This window comes from Dyadobacter luteus (assembly GCF_003383615.1).
Taxonomy (GTDB): domain Bacteria; phylum Bacteroidota; class Bacteroidia; order Cytophagales; family Spirosomataceae; genus Dyadobacter; species Dyadobacter luteus.
Genome location: NZ_QNUL01000027.1, coordinates 51,961 through 71,197, shown reverse-complemented (window position 1 = coordinate 71,197; position 19,237 = coordinate 51,961). Strand labels below are relative to the sequence as shown.

At 42.3% G+C, this 19,237-nt stretch carries 15 protein-coding genes; 2 read left to right on the top strand and 13 right to left on the bottom strand.

Features of this window, described 5'->3' with window-relative positions:
- Positions 1-165: 165 nt before the first annotated feature.
- On the bottom strand, positions 166-1,797 hold the full coding sequence (gene groL, locus DSL64_RS23710; protein ID WP_115833435.1) for a chaperonin GroEL: 1,632 nt from the start codon (positions 1,795-1,797) through the stop codon (positions 166-168).
- Between the two features lie 55 nt (positions 1,798-1,852).
- Positions 1,853-2,149, bottom strand: a complete 297-nt coding sequence (locus DSL64_RS23705) for a co-chaperone GroES (RefSeq protein WP_031526862.1) — start codon at positions 2,147-2,149, stop codon at positions 1,853-1,855.
- A 239-nt stretch (positions 2,150-2,388) separates the two neighbouring features.
- Between DSL64_RS23705 and DSL64_RS23700 the strand changes: the two genes are divergently transcribed.
- The gene (locus tag DSL64_RS23700; protein ID WP_115833434.1) at positions 2,389-3,096 is read left to right on the top strand and encodes a hypothetical protein; all 708 of its coding nucleotides are present in this window, start codon (positions 2,389-2,391) and stop codon (positions 3,094-3,096) included.
- A gap of 18 nt (positions 3,097-3,114) precedes the next feature.
- Here DSL64_RS23700 and DSL64_RS23695 read toward each other — a convergent pair whose 3' ends face one another.
- From DSL64_RS23695 to tamL, 7 genes are all read right to left on the bottom strand, one after another.
- Positions 3,115-3,696 (bottom strand): LOG family protein, encoded by a 582-nt coding sequence (locus DSL64_RS23695; RefSeq protein WP_115833433.1) that lies wholly within the window; start codon positions 3,694-3,696, stop codon positions 3,115-3,117.
- An 85-nt stretch (positions 3,697-3,781) separates the two neighbouring features.
- Positions 3,782-4,165 carry a preprotein translocase subunit SecG gene (secG, locus tag DSL64_RS23690; protein ID WP_115833432.1) on the bottom strand — a complete coding sequence of 128 codons (384 nt, stop codon included), beginning with the start codon at positions 4,163-4,165 and terminating at the stop codon, positions 3,782-3,784.
- Positions 4,166-4,225: 60 nt separating this feature from the next.
- Positions 4,226-4,882: a DUF8458 domain-containing protein gene (locus DSL64_RS23685; protein ID WP_115833431.1), complete on the bottom strand. Its 657-nt coding sequence runs from the start codon at positions 4,880-4,882 to the stop codon at positions 4,226-4,228.
- A gap of 57 nt (positions 4,883-4,939) precedes the next feature.
- Complete coding sequence (gene lptE, locus DSL64_RS23680) at positions 4,940-5,470, bottom strand: LPS assembly lipoprotein LptE (protein WP_229217206.1); 531 nt, start codon at positions 5,468-5,470, stop codon at positions 4,940-4,942.
- A gap of 39 nt (positions 5,471-5,509) precedes the next feature.
- Positions 5,510-6,802 carry a sigma-54 interaction domain-containing protein gene (locus DSL64_RS23675; protein ID WP_115833430.1) on the bottom strand — a complete coding sequence of 431 codons (1,293 nt, stop codon included), beginning with the start codon at positions 6,800-6,802 and terminating at the stop codon, positions 5,510-5,512.
- A 70-nt stretch (positions 6,803-6,872) separates the two neighbouring features.
- Positions 6,873-8,345: a tRNA (N6-isopentenyl adenosine(37)-C2)-methylthiotransferase MiaB gene (gene miaB, locus DSL64_RS23670; protein ID WP_115833429.1), complete on the bottom strand. Its 1,473-nt coding sequence runs from the start codon at positions 8,343-8,345 to the stop codon at positions 6,873-6,875.
- Between the two features lie 158 nt (positions 8,346-8,503).
- Positions 8,504-11,020: a translocation and assembly module lipoprotein TamL gene (gene tamL, locus DSL64_RS23665; protein ID WP_229217205.1), complete on the bottom strand. Its 2,517-nt coding sequence runs from the start codon at positions 11,018-11,020 to the stop codon at positions 8,504-8,506.
- Between tamL and DSL64_RS23660 the strand changes: the two genes are divergently transcribed.
- On the top strand, positions 11,020-11,778 hold the full coding sequence (locus DSL64_RS23660; RefSeq protein WP_115833428.1) for a TrmH family RNA methyltransferase: 759 nt from the start codon (positions 11,020-11,022) through the stop codon (positions 11,776-11,778). The genes tamL and DSL64_RS23660 overlap by 1 nt on opposite strands.
- Positions 11,779-11,858: 80 nt before the next feature.
- Here the strand turns inward: DSL64_RS23660 and DSL64_RS23655 are convergent, their stop codons facing one another.
- The 4 genes from DSL64_RS23655 to DSL64_RS23640 form a co-directional block, all read right to left on the bottom strand.
- Positions 11,859-12,647: a queuosine precursor transporter gene (locus tag DSL64_RS23655; RefSeq protein WP_115833427.1), complete on the bottom strand. Its 789-nt coding sequence runs from the start codon at positions 12,645-12,647 to the stop codon at positions 11,859-11,861.
- A 38-nt stretch (positions 12,648-12,685) separates the two neighbouring features.
- A complete protein-coding gene (locus DSL64_RS23650; protein ID WP_115833426.1) occupies positions 12,686-13,930 on the bottom strand; it encodes a pyridoxal phosphate-dependent aminotransferase in 1,245 nt (414 codons plus the stop codon).
- Between the two features lie 142 nt (positions 13,931-14,072).
- A complete protein-coding gene (locus DSL64_RS23645; protein WP_115833425.1) occupies positions 14,073-15,512 on the bottom strand; it encodes a SusD/RagB family nutrient-binding outer membrane lipoprotein in 1,440 nt (479 codons plus the stop codon).
- A gap of 11 nt (positions 15,513-15,523) precedes the next feature.
- Positions 15,524-18,613 carry a SusC/RagA family TonB-linked outer membrane protein gene (locus DSL64_RS23640; protein ID WP_115833424.1) on the bottom strand — a complete coding sequence of 1,030 codons (3,090 nt, stop codon included), beginning with the start codon at positions 18,611-18,613 and terminating at the stop codon, positions 15,524-15,526.
- Positions 18,614-19,237 lie beyond the last annotated feature (624 nt).

The window sequence follows — 19,237 nt, the reverse complement described above, 5'->3', positions numbered from 1 at the left end:
AAGTCAGATGATTGATAACGAAATTACAATTTGTAACTCAGAATATATCAAAATTATCCAATTTTAGAGAAGTTAGGAAGAATACTATCAATTTTAAATCGTCATAAAACAACAAAGGCAGCCCGGTTAAGGACTGCCTTTGCGCAAGCTATATCAGCGAATGAATTACATCATTCCGCCCATTCCGCCTGGGTGACCATGGCCACCACCTGCAGGAGCTTCTTCTGGTTCGTCAGCAATTACGCACTCTGTTGTCAACAACAGACCAGCGATAGAAGCTGCGTTTTCCAAAGCAAGACGGGAAACTTTCTTAGGGTCAATGATACCTGCTTCTAACAAATCAGAGTAAACATTGTCTTTCGCGTTGTAACCGTAAGCACCAGTTCCTTCTTTCACTTTCGCAACAACTACAGATGGCTCCTGGCCAGAGTTAGATACGATTGTTCTCAATGGAGCTTCCAAAGCTACACGGATGATGTTGATACCTGTTGTTTCGTCTTCGTTGTTTCCAACCAAGCCATCAAGCGCAGCAGCTGCACGGATGTATGCAACACCACCACCAGCTACAATACCTTCTTCAACAGCAGCACGTGTTGCATGCAATGCATCGTCAACGCGGTCTTTTTTCTCTTTCATTTCAACCTCAGTTGCAGCTCCGATGTAAAGGATAGCTACACCACCTGACAATTTAGCAAGGCGTTCCTGAAGTTTCTCACGATCGTAATCAGATGTAGTATTTTCGATCTGAGATTTGATTTGGTTAACACGTCCTGCGATTTCTTCAGGAGAACCACTTCCGTTAACGATAGTCGTGTTGTCCTTGTCGATAATCACTTTCTCTGCAGTACCAAGGTACTCCAAAGTAGCATTTTCCAATTTGTATCCTTGCTCTTCGCTGATTACAGTTCCGCCTGTAACTTTAGCGATATCTTCAAGCATTGCTTTACGACGATCACCGAAGCCCGGAGCTTTAACAGCAGCTACTTTCAAGGCACCACGGATTTTGTTAACTACCAAAGTAGCCAACGCTTCTCCGTCAACATCTTCTGCCAAAATAACCAATGGACGGCCAGTTTGAGCAACTGCTTCCAATACAGGAAGAAGTTCTTTCATTGAAGAAACTTTCTTCTCAGAGATAAGAATATATGGACGCTCCAGATCAGCTTCCATTTTCTCTGTATTTGTTACGAAGTATGGAGAAAGGTACCCACGGTCGAACTGCATACCTTCAACAGTTTTAACTTCTGTTTCAGTACCACGTGCTTCTTCCACAGTGATTACACCTTCTTTTCCTACTTTTTCCATCGCCTCAGCAATCATGTTACCGATTTCTTCGTCGTGGTTAGCAGAGATAGTTGCAACCTGAGCGATTTCTTTTGAAGTAGAAATATCTTTTTTCTGTCCTTCAAGATTTTTAGTGATGGCAGCAACAGCTTTGTCGATACCACGTTTCAAATCCATTGGGTTAGCACCAGCTGCTACGTTTTTAACACCGATTGAGTAGATAGCCTGAGCAAGAACGGTCGCAGTAGTAGTACCATCACCAGCAGAATCAGCAGTTTTAGAAGCAACTTCTTTCACCAGCTGAGCTCCCATGTTTTCGATAGGATCTTTCAGGTCGATTTCTTTTGCAACAGATACACCATCTTTTGTGATGCTTGGAGAACCGAATTTCTTGTCAATTACAACGTTGCGGCCACGAGGTCCCAATGTAACTTTAACGGCATCCGCCAATGTATCTACACCCTTCTTTATTTTATCGCGGGCTTCGGTATCAAAAAATATTTTCTTAGACATACCAATAAGTAATTTGAATTAACTTTTAAGATTTAAATGGGATAGTTTCCAGATATTAACCAATGATGGCGTAGATATCTGATTCACGCATAATAAGGATATCTTTTCCTTCGTACGCCAGCTCTGTACCAGAGTATTTGCCATACAATACTGTGTCACCAACTTTAACTGTCAATGGCTCATCTTTTTTGCCAGGACCTACTGCCACAACAGTACCACGTTGAGGTTTTTCTTTTGCAGTATCAGGAATGATGATACCAAATGCAGTTTTTTCTTCGGCTGGGGCTGGTTCTACAAGAACACGATCAGCCAGAGGTTGTACGTTCACTTGTATTTCTGCTAAAGTTGACATAGATATTAAACGTTTATTTATTTTTTTTGATTTGTCAGTAATTTGAATGACTCCTGCTTACTTAGCACAATCTGTGCCAGTCCGCCAATGCTGACATTTTTTCAGCACAGTTGTGACAAATTTGTATGTTGCCGTGTTTTGTTATAACTATTCAGGTGGGTACTATGTCAAAGATTACAAAGATTTGATTTTACTCCGACAATTGATTAATTTCTGTCCGTATCTAAAAGTCGACCATCATGACAAAACTGGAATCGGACTGGCTCACAAAAGGTATTATTGATTTTGAATACAAGAAGTATGTGCTTCTGGCATACCTCAAACATATAGAAGGGCAGTTTTATGCCAATAAACTTTATCCGCATCTGACGGAATTACAGCTCCATTTCGATACCTGTGTCAAAATCAGAGAAAGTAAGGAAATGCTTAAGAGTGCTTTCCCGAAAAATCTGAAAGGTGTTGACCTGAAATCCTTACGTTTTGTCTACGAGGATGCCGTGACTGATAATACTTATCCTGAAGAATTAGACAGTATTCTTGATTTTGCAATTCCGAATCTGGCACAGAAAAACTCGGACGGTCAGGAAATTCTGTCGGCAATAGGAGAAAATATCAGTATATCACCTGTCGGGATCGTTCCGCTGAGGAAGGAAGAGGGTTATCTGTTTCTGTCCCACACTACTGAGAATTGTATCAGTATCTTTCAATATCAGCTTGCGCTTTACAATGAGCAGCGGGAAAGATATCTGAAAACTGTTTTTATAGATGCTGTCAGGCTTGGGTATGCAAACACTGTATCGCAGATCAAAGTCAACCTTATGAGGAGTAATCAATCGCTTCCTAATCCTGCAACTTACATGGTGGAGTCGAAGTATGCGTACCCGATGGAAGAAACACTTTTGCCGGTTGCAAAAAAACTCATTCTCAAACAGCTCATGGCTGCCTGAGAATGGGATTGAAAAAAATCACGCAGTCTTTTTACTAATCCATTTTCCTACTTCCGGAGCAGTATAGTTTTCCATCATTGTGATGAGTTGTTCTACATCATCGCTGATGAGCAGCATCTCTTTATTGATCTGCTTCAAAAAACCTTTATTTACCATCACTTCCAGCAAAGCGCTGAGCGAATCATAAAAACCATCTATATTCAGAATTCCTATCGGTTTCCTGTGTAATCCGAGTTGTCCCCAGGTGAGCATTTCGAAGAGTTCTTCCAGGGTTCCGAAGCCACCCGGCAAAGCGATAACACCCTCACTTATTTCATTCATTTTGGTTTTGCGCTCGTGCATGCTTTCCACCAGAATAAGTTCAGTCAGCCCGGTATGGGCTATTTCCTTGGTTTGGAGAAAATGAGGTAATACACCTTTTACAGCTCCGCCTTCGCTTAAAGCTCCATCCGCTACTGCACCCATCAATCCCACATTGGCTCCGCCATAAATGAGTTCAATTTTCCGCCTGGCGAGTGTTTTGCCAAGTTGCGTTGCCTGAGCCTGGTAAATGTTTTCGGTTCCGAAGCTGGAACCACAGAATACAGTAATACTTTTCATAATCAGTTAAAATTATGGAATAAAAAAACAGCTAATCCTGACATGAAGTTGTCAAAATTAGCTGTTTAAAGCCTTAAAAGATTTTTTATTTTGTAGTGTCAGCTGGAGCTGCTTCAGGTGTTGCTGTTGCAGGAGCCGCTTCACCACCCGCCGCAGGAGCAGGAGCGATGTTACCACCAGGAACTACAGTATTTTGCGCTTTTTCGATGTTTACACTTCTGATGCCGCCTCCTTCTGTATTGCCACCAACAATAATGTAAGAAGCAAGTGAGATCAGGATAACCGCGCTGGCAAGTCCCCATGTAATTTGTTCAAGTAAATCAGTAGTCTTCTTAACTCCGAACATTTGTGTTGTTCCTGCTCCGCTGAACTCACTGGATAATCCACCACCTTTGGAGTTCTGAACCAAAACTACCAGAATTAACAAAACTGCGATGATCGCAACCAAAATAATTAAACCCAAGTACATGCCTTAAAAAATAATATAGAATGAATGAATGCGTAAATAATCAATTTAAAACAAACAGAGCTAAGCTTCTGAATGATAAAGTTCACTTAATTTTTTCGCAAAGTAATTCCTTTTTTCCGGATTTCTCAAAATCAATTTTTGATAGACATCAATTGCTTTGTCTGTTTTACCCTGGCGAAGCAGAATTTTTGCAAATGCTTCTGTTTCAATCATCCCTGTTCCAGACTGTGCAACCCTTCCCGACAGATCAAGAGATACAGGCTCAACATTGCTCTCCTGACGAATAATTCGGGGGTTTTTCTTCATGAAACCCTGGATAATCTGTTGCTGTCTCTTCTGTTCCTCAGATCTTTGCGCCAATAAATCCGGTACTTCTTCCTGGCTTAGTTTTCCTAAAACATCTACAGCTACTTCCGGTATGAGAAGCTCGGTGCTGGCAACAATTTCTTCAATGTTAACCGAATCATCATATCGATCCTGGCTTTCAACCAAATTTTGTAACGCTATGCGACTTAGCGCATAAGCTGCAGCAAGCGGTTTGGTTTTTTCAAGCTCGTCAGGCCCTGAAAAACTTGATGCTTTTGCCAGCAGGGAATAATTGATCTGGCAATAGGGAAATGCCTTTATCGTGGCTTCAAGTTGCGGAATCACATCCGTCCCCAGCTTATTTGGATTTTTTACCAGGTGATTAAATGTGTTTTTATCAACAATTGTCATATACCGCGATGGCTTTAAATTATACTAAAAGATGAAAGTAGTGAAATTCGAAATCTACTACCAGTCGGCAGCCGATTTATTGAATATCTGTTGTATTAAGTTTTCCTGAATAGTGGGCAATAGTCTTGCTTCGTTCTGGTCAAGTGTTTGTGCCTGAGGAAAGTCGGCAAAATAAGTGAAAGACTGATCGAAGTTTTTAGTTTCGTCCTTTGCATTCGTAAACCGCACCTGAACTGTAACATTCAGGCGGTTAAGTCCTGCCTGATCACTTGCTGTCGTTGCGGCAGGTGTTACATCATAGCCTGTGATAGAACCTTCCAGTACCAGATCTCCACCACTTGGGAGAATTGTAAGGCTGGTATTTTTTTGAAAATATTCTTTCAATTGCTCCGTCAGTCGTTGTGGCAGGTTGGCTGGGCCACCGGCAGTTCCCATGGTAAAGTTAGCTACCGAAAACGTTTTCAGATCAGGGGAAAGGTTGGTTCCGCTAAAAGAATAAATGCCGCAGCCGGATAAAAGGAATGTAGCGTTAAGAATGAAAAGTAAGAGCGTCATCTTCATGGCTAATGAAGAAAAACTGCCTTTCATTCTGTTAAAAACTATTTTGAACAAATCAGTATTCATTTTTTATTCTTCGATATCGTATTGTTTAATCTTGCGGTATAACGTACGTTCAGATATTCCTAATGCACTGGCGGCATATTTCCTCTTGTTATTATTCTTTCTGAGCGCCTTGATGATCATTTCTTTTTCTTTGTCTTCCAATGACAAAGACTCTTCCTCGGCTGTTACGTGAATCACGTCTTCAATTTCACTTCTTTCGTCTGAATAACGATCCAGGTCAACCTGTCTTGGATGCTGAGTGAGCAAGCGTGCAGGTTCCAGTGCCGGTTGGGATATGACAGGTTCAGGCGTATTGAGCGAACTGAATAATTCCTGATGGTCTTTCAGAATTTCACCACCATATTTTTCATTTTCGAGTACCCCTCTCACCAGTTTTTTGAGCTCGGTTACATCCCGGCGCATATCGAACAGAACTTTGTACAATAGCTCCCGTTCCGAGAAAGAGTTCGCTGATTCCTCCGAATTCCGGATGGGGACAAGCGCTTTCCGGCTTGACGGCTGTACGGGGTTCAGATAACCATTCAGCGCCACAGCACTGATGGGTAATTCTTTATCCGTTTCAAGAATCGTGATTTGTTCAGCAATATTTTTAAGCTGACGAATATTACCCGGAAATGGATATTCCATCAGCAAATCCCTGGCTTCAGCATCAAGGCGTACGGCTTTCGTTCTGTATCTCTCAGAAAAATCGTTGGTGAACTTTCTGAAAAGAAGCAGTACATCCTCGCCTCTGTCACGTAAGGGAGGTACGTAAATAGGGACAGTATTCAGACGATAATATAAATCCTCTCTGAATTTTCCATTGTTAACCGCTTCCAGTAAGTTGACATTGGTAGCAGCTACAACACGTACGTTTGTTTTCATCACCTTTGATGAGCCCACGCGGATATATTCACCGTTTTCAAGTACACGTAACAAGCGCGCCTGTGTTCCGAGTGGCATTTCACCCACTTCATCCAGAAAAATGGTTCCCCCGTTTGTGGTCTCGAAATAACCCTTTCTTGAATCCAGGGCACCTGTGAAAGCACCTTTTTCGTGCCCGAAAAGTTCGGAGTCTATAGTGCCCTCGGGTATTGCACCGCAGTTGATGGCTATAAAAGCTCCGTGTTTACGAGAGCTGATACTGTGTATAATTTTAGAAAATGATTCTTTACCACTCCCGCTTTCGCCTGTAATCAGTACGGTAAGATCCGTAGCCGCCACCTGAATCGCCACGTTGATCGCGTGGTTCAGGGAAGGAGAGGAGCCAATGATGCTGAATCTATTCTTTACAGATTGTATTTCTGATGAATTCATTAAATAGCGATTAGTCTTTAGCTGATAGCGATTAGCTATCAATAATTAAAAACCTAAGAGACATCTATAGTCAGGATAAGACTGCATATTCCTCAACGATAGCTTTCCCTCTAAGCGTTGCCGATGTCGTGTCTGTGATGATTACATTGACATAATCACCTTTTTTGAAATTCTCTTTCGGGAAGATGACTACTTTATTCTGATCACTGCGTCCCGACAAATCATCATCTGAGCGTTTTGAAAACCCTTCAGCAAGTACCCTTTGCACCGTTCCAATCAATTTCTGATTGCGCTCGGCAGATATACGTTGCTGGATTGCTATGATTTCAGAAAGTCTGCGCTGCTTCACATCAGCCGGAATGTCGTCAGCGAATTTCTTGGCTGCAGGTGTTCCCGGGCGCTCCGAATACGAGAACATAAATCCGAAATCAAAACGGACATGTTCAAGCAAAGAAAGGGAGTCAAGATGTTCTTCTTCTGTTTCGGTGCAAAATCCTGCGATCATGTCATGAGAAATGCCGCATTCTTCACCTAGTATTCTGCGTATGCTATCCACTCTTTCCAGATACCATTCCCTGTCATAGGTACGGTTCATTACGGATAACATCCGGCTGTTTCCGTGCTGAGCGGGAAGGTGAATATATTTACAGATGTTGTCATACTTTTTCATCGTATACAACACCTGATCTGTGATATCCTTTGGATGTGAAGTGCTGAAGCGTACACGAAGTTCGGGGCTGATCAATGCTACCATTTCGAGCAAACTTGCAAAGTTGACCAGAACTTGTCCGGAAGATTCTTCGCCTTTCACTTTGGCACTGTCCCACTTGTAGCTATCTACATTTTGTCCGAGCAGGGTAACTTCTTTATACCCCATATCAAACAACTCGCGCGCTTCCTTTACAATAGAATAAGGATCCCTGCTTCGTTCCCGTCCACGGGTGTAGGGTACCACGCAGAAGCTGCACATATTGTCACAACCACGCATGATGGAGATCAGCGCAGTAATACCATTGGAGTTCAACCTTACCGGTGAAATATCAGCATACGTTTCCTCCCTCGAAAGAAAAACATTTACGCCTTTTTGTCCTGTTTCAGCTTCTTCCACCAGGCGGGGAAGGTCGCGGTAAGCATCCGGACCCGTAACGATATCCACCATTTTCTCCTCTTCAAGAAGTTTGGATTTCAGTCGTTCCGCCATACAACCCAATACGCCGATCAGCATACCAGGTCTTTTTCTTTTATATACGTTCAGTTGCTTTAGTCTTGTTCTTACACGCTGCTCCGCGTTATCCCGGATGGCGCAGGTATTCAGGAAAACGAGATCAGCGTTTTCTGCATCGGATGTAGTGGCAAAGCCGGCATTGCGCATTACGGAAGCGACAATCTCGCTGTCAGCGAAATTCATCTGGCAACCATAACTTTCTATAAAAAGGGTTTTCTTCCCGAATGCGGGCTCGTTTTCGGAAACCTTCACAATTTCACAGGCCTCTTTATCCGATTCTGTTAATATTTTTAAACTCGCTGCAATTCTGTTCTCCATCTGACAAAGGTATTCTTGGTAGTTTCCTAAGAACTACAAAGGTAAAATAAATTGGCGAAAACTGACAAACTGTCATAAGTCACCCGATAAAGTTATTATACGTCCGGCAGGTGTGGTTCTTCATTTTTATGAAAGGAACAAAGCCGGGATCAATGAAATCAGAAAGGATAACCAACTCCCAGATTGATATTCAAAAAATTGGGTTGAGAACGGCGGAAAGGTTTTCTGATATCAAAATCGTCCAGCACAAAACCTCGTCTTCTGGTGATGGTATCATCATCACTTCCCTGGACAGTCACAATAGCAGGATCATATACTTTAATACCGAAGTCGAAACGTAGCACAAAGAATGACAGATCGTACCTTATACCGAAGCCGGATCCCACAGCGATGTCTTTCAGAAAAGTTTCAGCTTTTATATTTTGTCTTTCATTGGGGCTACTGAAACTCCATACATTTCCGGCATCAATAAAGAAGGCGTAGTTGATCGCTCCAAAAAAATCAGCCAGGTGTCCTCTCCATTCCAGGTTTCCTTCAAGCAAAAACTGCCCGGGCGCTTCAATCAACAGGTTAGATGTGGTTAGCTGCGGTGGGGCAGAACCGGGCCCTAAACGGCGGGGAAGCCATGCTCTCACACTATTGGATCCACCGGCAAAGAAATATTTTTCATACGGCGGTACTTTGTTGTCTCCATAGCTATGCACGGCTCCGCTGTTGACTCTGGCTACAAAAGCCGACTGACGTCCTACAGGCCAGTAACGTCGGAAATCGACATTCCAGCGAATATATTTATAGAACTGCAGGTTCCCGTCGTTATCCTTAAAAATGTTATTAATCAGCTTCTTCTGCCCTGGGAAAAGGTTTTGAGATGTTCCACCGGACTCGAAAGAAAACCTGAAATAGCGGGCATTTTTCTGAGGACCTGCAATGGGATTATTATTGAAAACATAGGTAAAATTCACGTCAGAAACGAAGGCTTTCAGGAAGCTATATCTCAGATTATTCCCCTGCGCCTGTAGTGTATCCAGCAAATTACTGAATCCCGGGCTTAGTCTGGATGTATTAAGTATGTTAAGATCGACCAGCGATAGGTTGTACAGTGTGAAGTTGTTAGGCTGCCACGAATACGTCACTGCCGTTTTGAAATTGGTCCTCGAATACTCCGGCCTGTTTACAAAATTGAAACCGACACCAACCTGTGTACGTGGATTGTAAGCTGCCACTTTTCGTCCGAAGTAGTTGCCGGGTATAAGTAGTTTCGGAAACAGAATTGAAGTGTTAAGCCCGATTTCTTCACTTCTGTAGATATCATTGTCGCTCAGAAAGCCCGGTACGAGCTCGATACCACCCCGAAGGTTGGCTTCAAAGTTTTCCAGCCCGTTGAATACGTTTCTGATTTTGTAAGAAAAGTTGGCAAATGGTCCGGGAGCTCCCTGCAATTGGATCACATTCAACCCAAGGTCTGTGGAAAACTGATATTTGTCCAGTGGAATAGCTTTGTAAGTCGCCTGTATACCTTTTCCGGTTGAGTCAAGTTTATAGCCATAGTTGATAAAGCGAAACTGATCTGTGAGCGACAACAGGCGTTGCGTGTCTCTTTCTTTCTGCTGACTGTAAAAGTCACCAGGCCTGATCTGAATTTTGCTATCAAGAATACTGGTAGAGAACTTTTTATCTGAGAAAGAGTAATTAATCTCTCTGAAAGTAGATGCAGTTTTTCTGAACAGCGAATCAGGCAAACCCGTTGGCGGAGAGACTTCAAAATTGACTGATGAAAAGGTATACCGGTCGAGCCGCTTGTCTCCTGAAGTTTCCATGTCCACTTTTACATCCACATCAACCTGTTTGAACGCACTGTCAGTCTGGGAATTAGTGAGGGTGTCGTTAACCAGGTACGTTACATTCTGTCTGGAAAAGCCCATATAGCCCTCGTTGCGAAATAAAGTTTCGATCCGTACGCGCTCTTCTTCAAAAGCATCCCCGTCATATCGCTTTCCGGAAAGCAGTGCAGCATCTTTATGATTAGCGGTAAGAAGACTGTCCGCAAATGCATTTGTGATATGATACTCCACATTCCGTATCATAGTGGGGCGGTTCTCGGCAATATGGTACGTTACTTTGATCCGGTTGAAAATGGTATCCGGCGCAAATGTCACTGTTGACTGAAAGAAGCCATTGTTGTAAAGATATTTCTGCATCTTCTCTGCATTTTTCTCTACTTCACCATGGATATAATAAACGGGTTCTTCTCCCAAAACGCGCATCCAGAAGTTTCCCTTATCCACTCTTGTTTGCGCCCGCTCCAGCTTTTTGCCGTATCTGCGCTGGATTTTTTCCAGTTTAGCCGGATTCTCCTGGTGCAAACGTGATTCTTTCTGGTAATTTTGCGTTACCTCTATTACTTTTCGCTGTTTTTCTTCTTTTACATAGAAGAGCTGACCAAAACGATAAAGCCCTACATAAGGAAACACGGGCAGGCCGAGTAAACGTCGGTTTGGCTTCTGAGGAATGAGGGCATCAAGCTCTGTATTACTGATGGCGCGATTACCTTTGATGTATGAATTACCCAGATAGTAACCGTTTAGCTGTGTTTGCTGCTTTCGGGCACAGGACGACAATCCCAGAAGAAACAGGAAAAGATATATACAGTATTTGAAATTATATTCGCTATTCAATGCTTTCCAAAAATCGTATTAAGTACATTAACTCGCTGAAAATCAAAAAGTATCGTCAGCTTAATCAGTCGTTTATTATTGAAGGTGCCAAAAGTGTACTGGAATTGATCCGTTCTGATTTCGACGTTGAGTTTGTATTGGCTACACAGGAATTTCAGCAAAAATACTCAAGTATTTTAAGTCAGCATAAAACTGTGATCGAAACCGTCACATTAACTGAACTTGAAGGGTTGGGTTCATTTCAAACGAATGATTCATGCCTGGCTGTTGCGAAGATTAAAGAAAATATTTTTCTGGATGCCAGTGAATCAGAATATGTGATTGTATTGGATGATATCAATGATCCGGGTAATCTGGGCACGATTATCAGAATTGCAGATTGGTATGGGATCAATAAAATCGTTTGCTCCAATTCTACTACGGATCTGTATAATCCCAAAGTGATTGCTGCAAGTAAAGGATCTTTTACCAGAGTGAAACTGTATTACACGGATCTGGCTGAATATTTGGGAAAACATGCCGGAAATAAAACAGTAATAGGTGCTTTTCTCGGTGGGCATTCCTTGTATGATTTTCAGTTTTCTCCAAAGGGTGGATACATCATCATGGGTAATGAAGCCAATGGAGTAGGAGAGGATGTTGAAACTTATGTAAGAGAAAAAGTAACCATCCCCCGTTTCGGTGAAGCCGAATCGCTCAATGTAGGTATCGCAACTGCGGTAATTCTGGATAATTTGAGACGGAGTTTAGGAGCATAGGGTTCCGGGCTTGGGGCAATGGGCATAGGGTAGTGGGTTTTGGGCATGTTCCTTTTCCCATGCCCTTTTCCATTTGCCCCTTACTCTTCCGAAGCTTTGTGCGTGAGTGCTTCTGCGTATTCCCTGCCCAGGTATCCGTCTATAAAATAATGTGCTATGTAAAGGAGTGGCGTAAGGCAAATGGCGATCATCCCTTTGTACAGATAATTAATACTTCCTACTGAAAACACCTGTTTCAGATCCCAGTTTCCGAATACGTAAAAGGCGATACCGATTACAAGGAAACTGTCAATCAATTGAGAAAACATGGTAGAACCTGTTGCCCGAAGCCAGATATACTTACCTCCTGTTTTTTTACGAAGCCATGAGAAAACGGAAATATCCAGTAATTGTCCGAGTAAAAAAGCCACGATAGATCCTACCATAATACCCAACCCCTGATTGAAAATCCGGGTGAAAGCATCGTTGATATTGAATACATTTCCGGCATTGTCTTTACCATTCAGATCCAGCCAGAATTGTGCGGGAGGAAGTTTGGTAGCTACCAATACTGTAATAAAAGTATATACAATGAAACCGGCAGTAAGATAAGAGATGCGTTTTACACCTTTTTTACCAAAATACTCATTGATAATATCTGAAGTAATAAAAACGACAGGCCAGTTCACTACACCGGCTGTCATGTTAAAGTCCAGTCGCTGACCACCGATCAGCAACTGGGCTGGCGGAATGCCCAGAAGCGCCTCCACCGAGAAAATTTTACCACCGATAATTTCAGCTATCAGTGCATTTGTAAGAAAGATACCGCATAAAACCAGAAAAAGTCGTTGTCTTTTGGCTTCCTGTAGTGATGGGTCTTGCAGTATCATTGATGATCAATAAAATTAGGTTCGAGTTAAACTGAAAATCAGGCGATAACATCTTCCACGGTTCTTGACGAGAGTACACGACGGTTTTCAAGGAAAAATTCCAGTTTATCCATCGCCTGGTTCAGTTCATCAAGTGTTGGCAAAATAACGATTCGGAAATGGTCATCGCTTTTATAATTGAAGCCTGTTCCTGCCACGACAAGTACTTTTTGTTCGCTCAGTAAATCATAAACAAACTGCTCGTCATTTTTGAGGCCGAACTTTTTGAGATCAATTTTAGGAAAAACGTACAGAGATCCTTTGGGTTTTACGCAAGTGATGCCCGGTATAGAAACCAGCCGGTCATACACCAGATTGATCTGTTTATAAAGTCTTCCATTCGGAGTAATCAGTTCATTGATACTTTGGTACCCTCCCAGGGCAGTCTGGATGGCATATTGCGTAGGAACGTTCGCACATAGACGAAGGCTCGCCAGCAACAAAAGTCCTTCCATATAGGACCTGGCTTTTTGTTTGGCTCCGCTCAATATCATCCACCCTCCACGGAAACCGGCAGAACGGTAGTTTTTGGACAGACCTCCATAAGAGACGCATAATGTATCCGTCACGAGAGAACCCATCGGATAGTGTACAGCTCCGTCGTACAGGATTTTGTCATAAATCTCATCTGAGAAAATGATCAGGCCGTGTTCTTCAGCCATTTTGGCTATACGCAACAAGACGTCTTTTTCATATACTGCACCAGTTGGATTGTTCGGGTTGATGAGTACAATACCTTTAGTACGGGAAGTGATTTTTTTCTCCATATCCTCCAGATCCGGATTCCAGTCGGCCTGCTCGTCACATATATAATGTACCGGTGTTCCGCCACTCAGGGCAATAGAAGCCGTCCAAAGCGGATAGTCAGGACTTGGGACGAGTACTTCGTCTCCGGGATTGAGCAGTGCCTGCATTGAGAGCAAAATGAGCTCACTTACGCCGTTCCCTATAAAAATATCATTGATTTCTACATCCTGAATACCGATGGTTTGGGTGTAGTGCATTACGGCTTTGCGCGCGGCAAACAGACCTCTTGAATCTGAATAACCCTGAGCATTTCGTAAGTTCATGATGATATCATGTACGATTTCATCCGGAGAATCGAACCCGAAAGGTGCCGGATTACCAATATTCAGATTGTGGATTTTAAAACCCTGGCTTTCGAGTTCCAGTGCTTTCTGATACGTAGCACCTCTGATCTCATACTTAAGATTGTTGAGGCGTTGGCTTTTTAAAAATTCCATGAGCTGATTGTAATGCTATTGATTTTCAAAGTTAATGAAAAATTGAAATGGCAGCTTATACAGGAATAATTATATACTTTAAACGAGAAAAACCGCCACAATGATTTGTAGCGGTTTTTCTCATATTCTTTTCCAACAGGGATTATTCTTTATCCCACCATACTCTTGATTTCATCGCTTCAACAGAAGTAAGGAAACCAGGGCCTGCCTCAATGGACTGACGGTTCAGGTTCAATTCCAATTGCGGATATGGTAATCTTCTTGGCGTAACACCACCATTAAAGTTTGTTACCGGTATAGCAAGCTGAGGGAAGCCGGTACGACGCCAGTCAACCCATGCTTCATAAGGAGCCTGATACATGGTAATCCATTTCTGCTCCAGAATCCTGTTTAAAGTATTGTCATATTTGACAGCAGTCGTTGCCAGGTACGCATCAGATGCAGCGGAAAGTCCCAAGGCAGCAAAGTCATTTTTTACAGCAGCATTGTAAGCAGTTGTAGCAGCAGCCTGGTCTCCTTTGCGGAACTGTACCTCAGCAATGATAAACTGTACCTCTGCAGCACTCAGGAAAACAACCGGAGAAGTGCTTGATGCATAAAAACTTCCCACTCTTGAAAACTTAGTCTCGCCTGAATCGTCATCGTTCACACCAGGACCGTTACCAACATACTGTCCTGCGTTCGCTCCATTCGCAATTCCATGGAAATACACAGGAATTCTCGGATCGGACAGCGCTTTTAGTTTATTCACGATTGTGCTTGATACCGCCATATCTTTTCTACCCGACAATACGTCGAATTGGTAAATAGGGTTGGCATTAGAAGCATTTGCACCAAAAGTGACTTTCGCATTGTCTGCATTGGCAGTAATCAGAGCAGGATTGGTTGCAAGAAATTCCGCAGCCGCATTGGGCTGTACTTTGCTCAGGTGATTGTAAAGTCTCAGTTTAAGAGAGTTTGCAAACTTTTCCCATTTGGCAACATCGCCTCCATACACCAGATCATCAGTACCTGGTTTGGTTCCCTGCCCTGATTTTACATTCGCTATACCCTGATTCAGCAAATCAATCAAAGCTGTATAAATCGCTTCCTGCTTATCATAAGAAGGAGTAATATTCTCAGTGCTGAGAAGTGCTTCACTGTAGGGAATATCTCCGAAAATATCAGTTAAGATAGAAATTGTCTGAGCGGTAGTGATCTGAGCAATACCGGTATATATCTTATCATCATTTTCATCAGCTTTAGCCATTACGGCCTTCATTTGAGTGAGAACAGAAGTATACATTCTATCCCAAAACGTATCCGTTGTAGATGGGTTGAATGTAAATTGGCTGTATTCCAGAGGCTGACCGCGGTGACCGCCATAATATTGAACGATGGAACCGGTATATCGGCTGGCATCACCCCCAAGGGCGTAAGCAAGATTTACCTGAGCGGCTGGCAAAATAGTACGTAACGGAACATCAGTAAATGAGTTTGGGTCTGTATTGATGTTCAGACTATCCTCACAGGCGGTTCCGGTTACCATCAGGAACGAAGCCATCACGGCAGGATAGATATATTTTTTATTGAAAAATTTCATATCTGTTTCTTTTAGAAAGTCAACTTAACATTTACACCAAGTGAACGTGTAGAAGGATAGGCCATACGGCTTGCTCCTTGTCCGTTACCAGAACCGAATGAGCTGGATTCAGGATCAATATCCGGAACCTTGGTCCAAAGTGCCAGGTTACGACCATAAACACCCAAGTCGATTGACTGCAGAATGCTTCTCTTGATATTGAATGTGTAAGAAAGATTAGCTTCACGAAGTTTAACCCAGTTGTTTTTGTAAACGTGAGCTTCCGCGTTCGATCCGCTTACGTATCCATACCAATCCTGGTCCTTCACGGCTGAAACATCGTTTTTAACACCGGTTTCTTCGTCAACTCCGTCAAAAACGATGTTAGTTCCGCGGTCCAGGGTTCTGTCTGAAACCCCATAGTTATCTAACAGTTGTGATGTTCCGCTGAATATATGGCCACCTTGGCGGGTGTCAAACAATGCTGAAAGTCTGATACCTTTATAGGTAAATGTATTTGTGATTCCACCAGTCCAGTTTGGTTCTATATGTCCCAGAATCAAGCCGTCTTCAAGAAGGGGATATCCATCCGCATCTGTTGATATTGCGCCATTTGGATTAGGAACGCCATTGATGTTAGTTCTTTTATAACCTGCACCTATTATACTACCATACCTTTCACCTTTAACTGCGTAGATAGCCGGGTTACCACTAAATCCACCCAGATATAATTTGTCAAGATCTCCGTAAAGTTCATTGACTTCTGTGCGAATGCGGCTGTATACTACACCAACATTCCAGTTAAAATCCTTTGTTTTAATTGCCTGGAAATCCAATCCTACTTCGATACCCTTGTTCGTAGTTCTTCCAGAGTTAACGATCAGAGAAGAAGCTCCTGTACTTGGAGCTACGTCCAATGAAATGATACCGTCTGTATTCCGGTTATTGAAATAGGTGAAATCCACACCAAGTCTGTTCTTGAAGAATTTCAATTCAACACCTGCTTCAACTTCTCTTGTAAACTCAGGTTTCAGATTTGGATTGTTCACTGTAGAGTTAACCATGTAACCTGGCAGACCAATGTATGGGAAAGTTACACCGTCTGTGAACCCGTCAGTCGCGCTTGCCAATATATATGTACTTTGTAATCTGTAAGGATCCGTATCTCTGGCAGTTTTGGCCCAGCTCAATCTCACCTTTCCGAAATTAAGAACATCAGGATTAATGTTAAACGCTTCTGTAAATACAAACGAAGCGTTCACACCCGGATACAGGAAGCTTCTGTTAGCTTGTGGCAAAGTAGAAGACCACTCGTTTCTTACAGTTACGCCAAGGAACAGGTAATTGCGGTAGTCCAAACGCAAATCAGCAAATGTTCCGATCAGATTTCTTTTGGAATGATATTCGTAATCAGGATCGAAAGCCGTAGCATTGTTCATGTGAGCAATTCCCGGCAATGCAAGCATGGTAGCAGTTTGCGCGTTACGGTCATATTTTCTCTGGTTGTAATCGTGTCCGATTGAAAGTGTTCCTGAGAAATCATCGTTGAAGCTGTGGCTCAGATTCGCAACGAAAGTTGAAGTAATCTGTTGTCTGCTCACGATGTCATTGCTCAGATATCCATTTGGATTACCTCCTGTGTAGATATCTCTGAAAGACTGGCGGTTATCAGTGTACTGATCCATACCCAGTCTGTACGTAAAGTTCAACCAGGAAGTTGGCGTATAAGCAAAGTTCAAACCTCCGATGAAGTGATCATTTTTAGTATTGAAGTAGGTTTTGTTTACTGTCCAAAGTGGGTTGTCAAACGCTCCTCCACGGAAGTTGATTTGTCTGCCTGTAGTTGGATTCTGATAACCATAGCCATTAAGATCCCAGCTTACAGGAACGTGAAATAGTGAGAAGAATGGGTTGTTTCCATCCTGTCCCAAATAGGGTACATCACCGTTACTTTTTGTGTAACCTACATTAATCCCAGCTGTAATCTTGTCAGAAAGATTAGTAGTTACGTTCGTTCTGAAGTTTGCTTTGCTGTAACCCTGGTTAGGGACAATTGCAGTTTGCTTGTTCTGACCAACAGATACGTAAAAAGTAGTTTTTTCAAGTGTTTGAGAAATACTTACGTTGTTGTTGATCGTAACACCTGTTTTAAGGAAATCGGCACGGGGATCGTGAACCGTCAGGTTGGTAGTTCCGCCTGCAGCTGCGCTCGTTACCTGCTGACCAGTAATTTCTGGCCCCCATGATAAGGATGTACCTTCAAGATAAGCACCTCTGTTACCTTGTGCAAATTTGGTCTGGTAAGATGGCAGTCTCAATGCATTATCAATACCGATATTCGAATTAACCGTGATGACAGGTTTGCCCTTTGTTCCTTTACCGGATTTGGTTGTGATCAAAACGACCCCGTTAGATCCTCTGTTACCATATAGTACAGAAGCTGCACTACCTTTCAGTACGCTGATTGATTCGATATCATTCGGGTTGATATCTCCCACTCTGTTAGGCGTTGCTGCACCGCTTACCTCGTTAGCAGCTCCACTTCCATCGTTGTCATTACTAACAGGGATTCCATCAATAACAAACAGAGGCTGGTTATCACCAGAGATAGATTTGGCACCACCTCTGATCGTAATCCTGGCTGCCTGGCCCGGAGCACCACCTGAAGTCACCTGTACACCTGATACTTTACCATTCAAGGAATTGACAAAGTTTTGCTCAGGAACCTTGTTGACAACGTCACCTTTGATTTCAGAAACGGCATAACCCAGTGAGCGCTTTTCACGCTGAATACCCTGAGCCGTAACCACCACTTCATTCAGTTGGCTGATGTCATTTTTAAGTGTAATGTTAATTACCGACTGACCGCTAACAGCGATTTCCTGGGTTTGAAATCCAATGAAGCTGAAACTCAATGACACATTCCCAGGTACATCTATGGAATATTTTCCATTTTCATCTGTGGTAGTACCGCGGGTAGTACCTTTCACAGTAATACTCACACCGGGTAAAATCGACCCGTCTTCTGCGGACACCACGCCGGTAACCGCAAGATTTTGCCCCGAGACATGCATGCTGAATAGCACAGTCATCGTAAAGCAGAATAATATAATCTTCCTCATACGATTTGATTTGGTTAAAGTTGGTTAATGTAAACAATGCAAAAATAATATATCATTAACACAATCTTAATAATTGAATTATGATTTTGTCAATAATGTAGATGTTATAGTACTATTTGATGTAACTAATTTCTGTAGTATAGTCTATTTATTGAAAATATTTCAATTTTTGACAAATCAGAGTTGTGTGGTGTAAGCCCATTTTTTTGAATTTTTATTTTGTTTTGAAATGATTTATTAACCGATTGTTACACAATTTTTGTAGAAATCCGTAAGGATATTCGGATGTGTAGAAAGCGTTGTTTTTACTGATTATAAATTATGTGCCAACCGAAAAAAAATGTAATCTGTTGCATTGGGACTGAGATACATAAGTACTAAGTATCCGTACGGAAAGGTCCAGGCAATCACTGAAGTTGAATGAATCCTTTATGGCAGGGAAGGTAAATAAGCTACCCGATTTTAGTAGGCTATAATTGTATTATTCTTATGATCGTGAAGGAGTTGTGTATTTCAGATGCCAGGCTAGCTTAAATTTTTTTGAAGAGAAAATGGCTATACGATCAGAAATAGGGTGGAATTAAATTATTGTTAAAAAATGTGACTTTTAGTGATAATAATGTA

Excerpts from the sequence above, each read along its gene's own strand:
- DSL64_RS23675 (WP_115833430.1), bottom strand. The coding sequence starts at position 6,802 with ATGAATTCATCAGAAATACAATCTGTAAAGAATAGATTCAGCATCATT.
- DSL64_RS23685 (WP_115833431.1), bottom strand. The coding sequence starts at position 4,882 with ATGACAATTGTTGATAAAAACACATTTAATCACCTGGTAAAAAATCCA.
- DSL64_RS23640 (WP_115833424.1), bottom strand. The coding sequence starts at position 18,613 with ATGAGGAAGATTATATTATTCTGCTTTACGATGACTGTGCTATTCAGC.
- lptE (WP_229217206.1), bottom strand. The coding sequence starts at position 5,470 with ATGAAAGGCAGTTTTTCTTCATTAGCCATGAAGATGACGCTCTTACTT.
- DSL64_RS23695 (WP_115833433.1), bottom strand. The coding sequence starts at position 3,696 with ATGAAAAGTATTACTGTATTCTGTGGTTCCAGCTTCGGAACCGAAAAC.
- DSL64_RS23650 (WP_115833426.1), bottom strand. The coding sequence starts at position 13,930 with ATGGAATTTTTAAAAAGCCAACGCCTCAACAATCTTAAGTATGAGATC.
- DSL64_RS23700 (WP_115833434.1), top strand. The coding sequence starts at position 2,389 with ATGACAAAACTGGAATCGGACTGGCTCACAAAAGGTATTATTGATTTT.
- secG (WP_115833432.1), bottom strand. The coding sequence starts at position 4,165 with ATGTACTTGGGTTTAATTATTTTGGTTGCGATCATCGCAGTTTTGTTA.
- DSL64_RS23645 (WP_115833425.1), bottom strand. The coding sequence starts at position 15,512 with ATGAAATTTTTCAATAAAAAATATATCTATCCTGCCGTGATGGCTTCG.
- DSL64_RS23705 (WP_031526862.1), bottom strand. The coding sequence starts at position 2,149 with ATGTCAACTTTAGCAGAAATACAAGTGAACGTACAACCTCTGGCTGAT.
- DSL64_RS23655 (WP_115833427.1), bottom strand. The coding sequence starts at position 12,647 with ATGATACTGCAAGACCCATCACTACAGGAAGCCAAAAGACAACGACTT.
- groL (WP_115833435.1), bottom strand. The coding sequence starts at position 1,797 with ATGTCTAAGAAAATATTTTTTGATACCGAAGCCCGCGATAAAATAAAG.
- miaB (WP_115833429.1), bottom strand. The coding sequence starts at position 8,345 with ATGGAGAACAGAATTGCAGCGAGTTTAAAAATATTAACAGAATCGGAT.
- DSL64_RS23660 (WP_115833428.1), top strand. The coding sequence starts at position 11,020 with ATGCTTTCCAAAAATCGTATTAAGTACATTAACTCGCTGAAAATCAAA.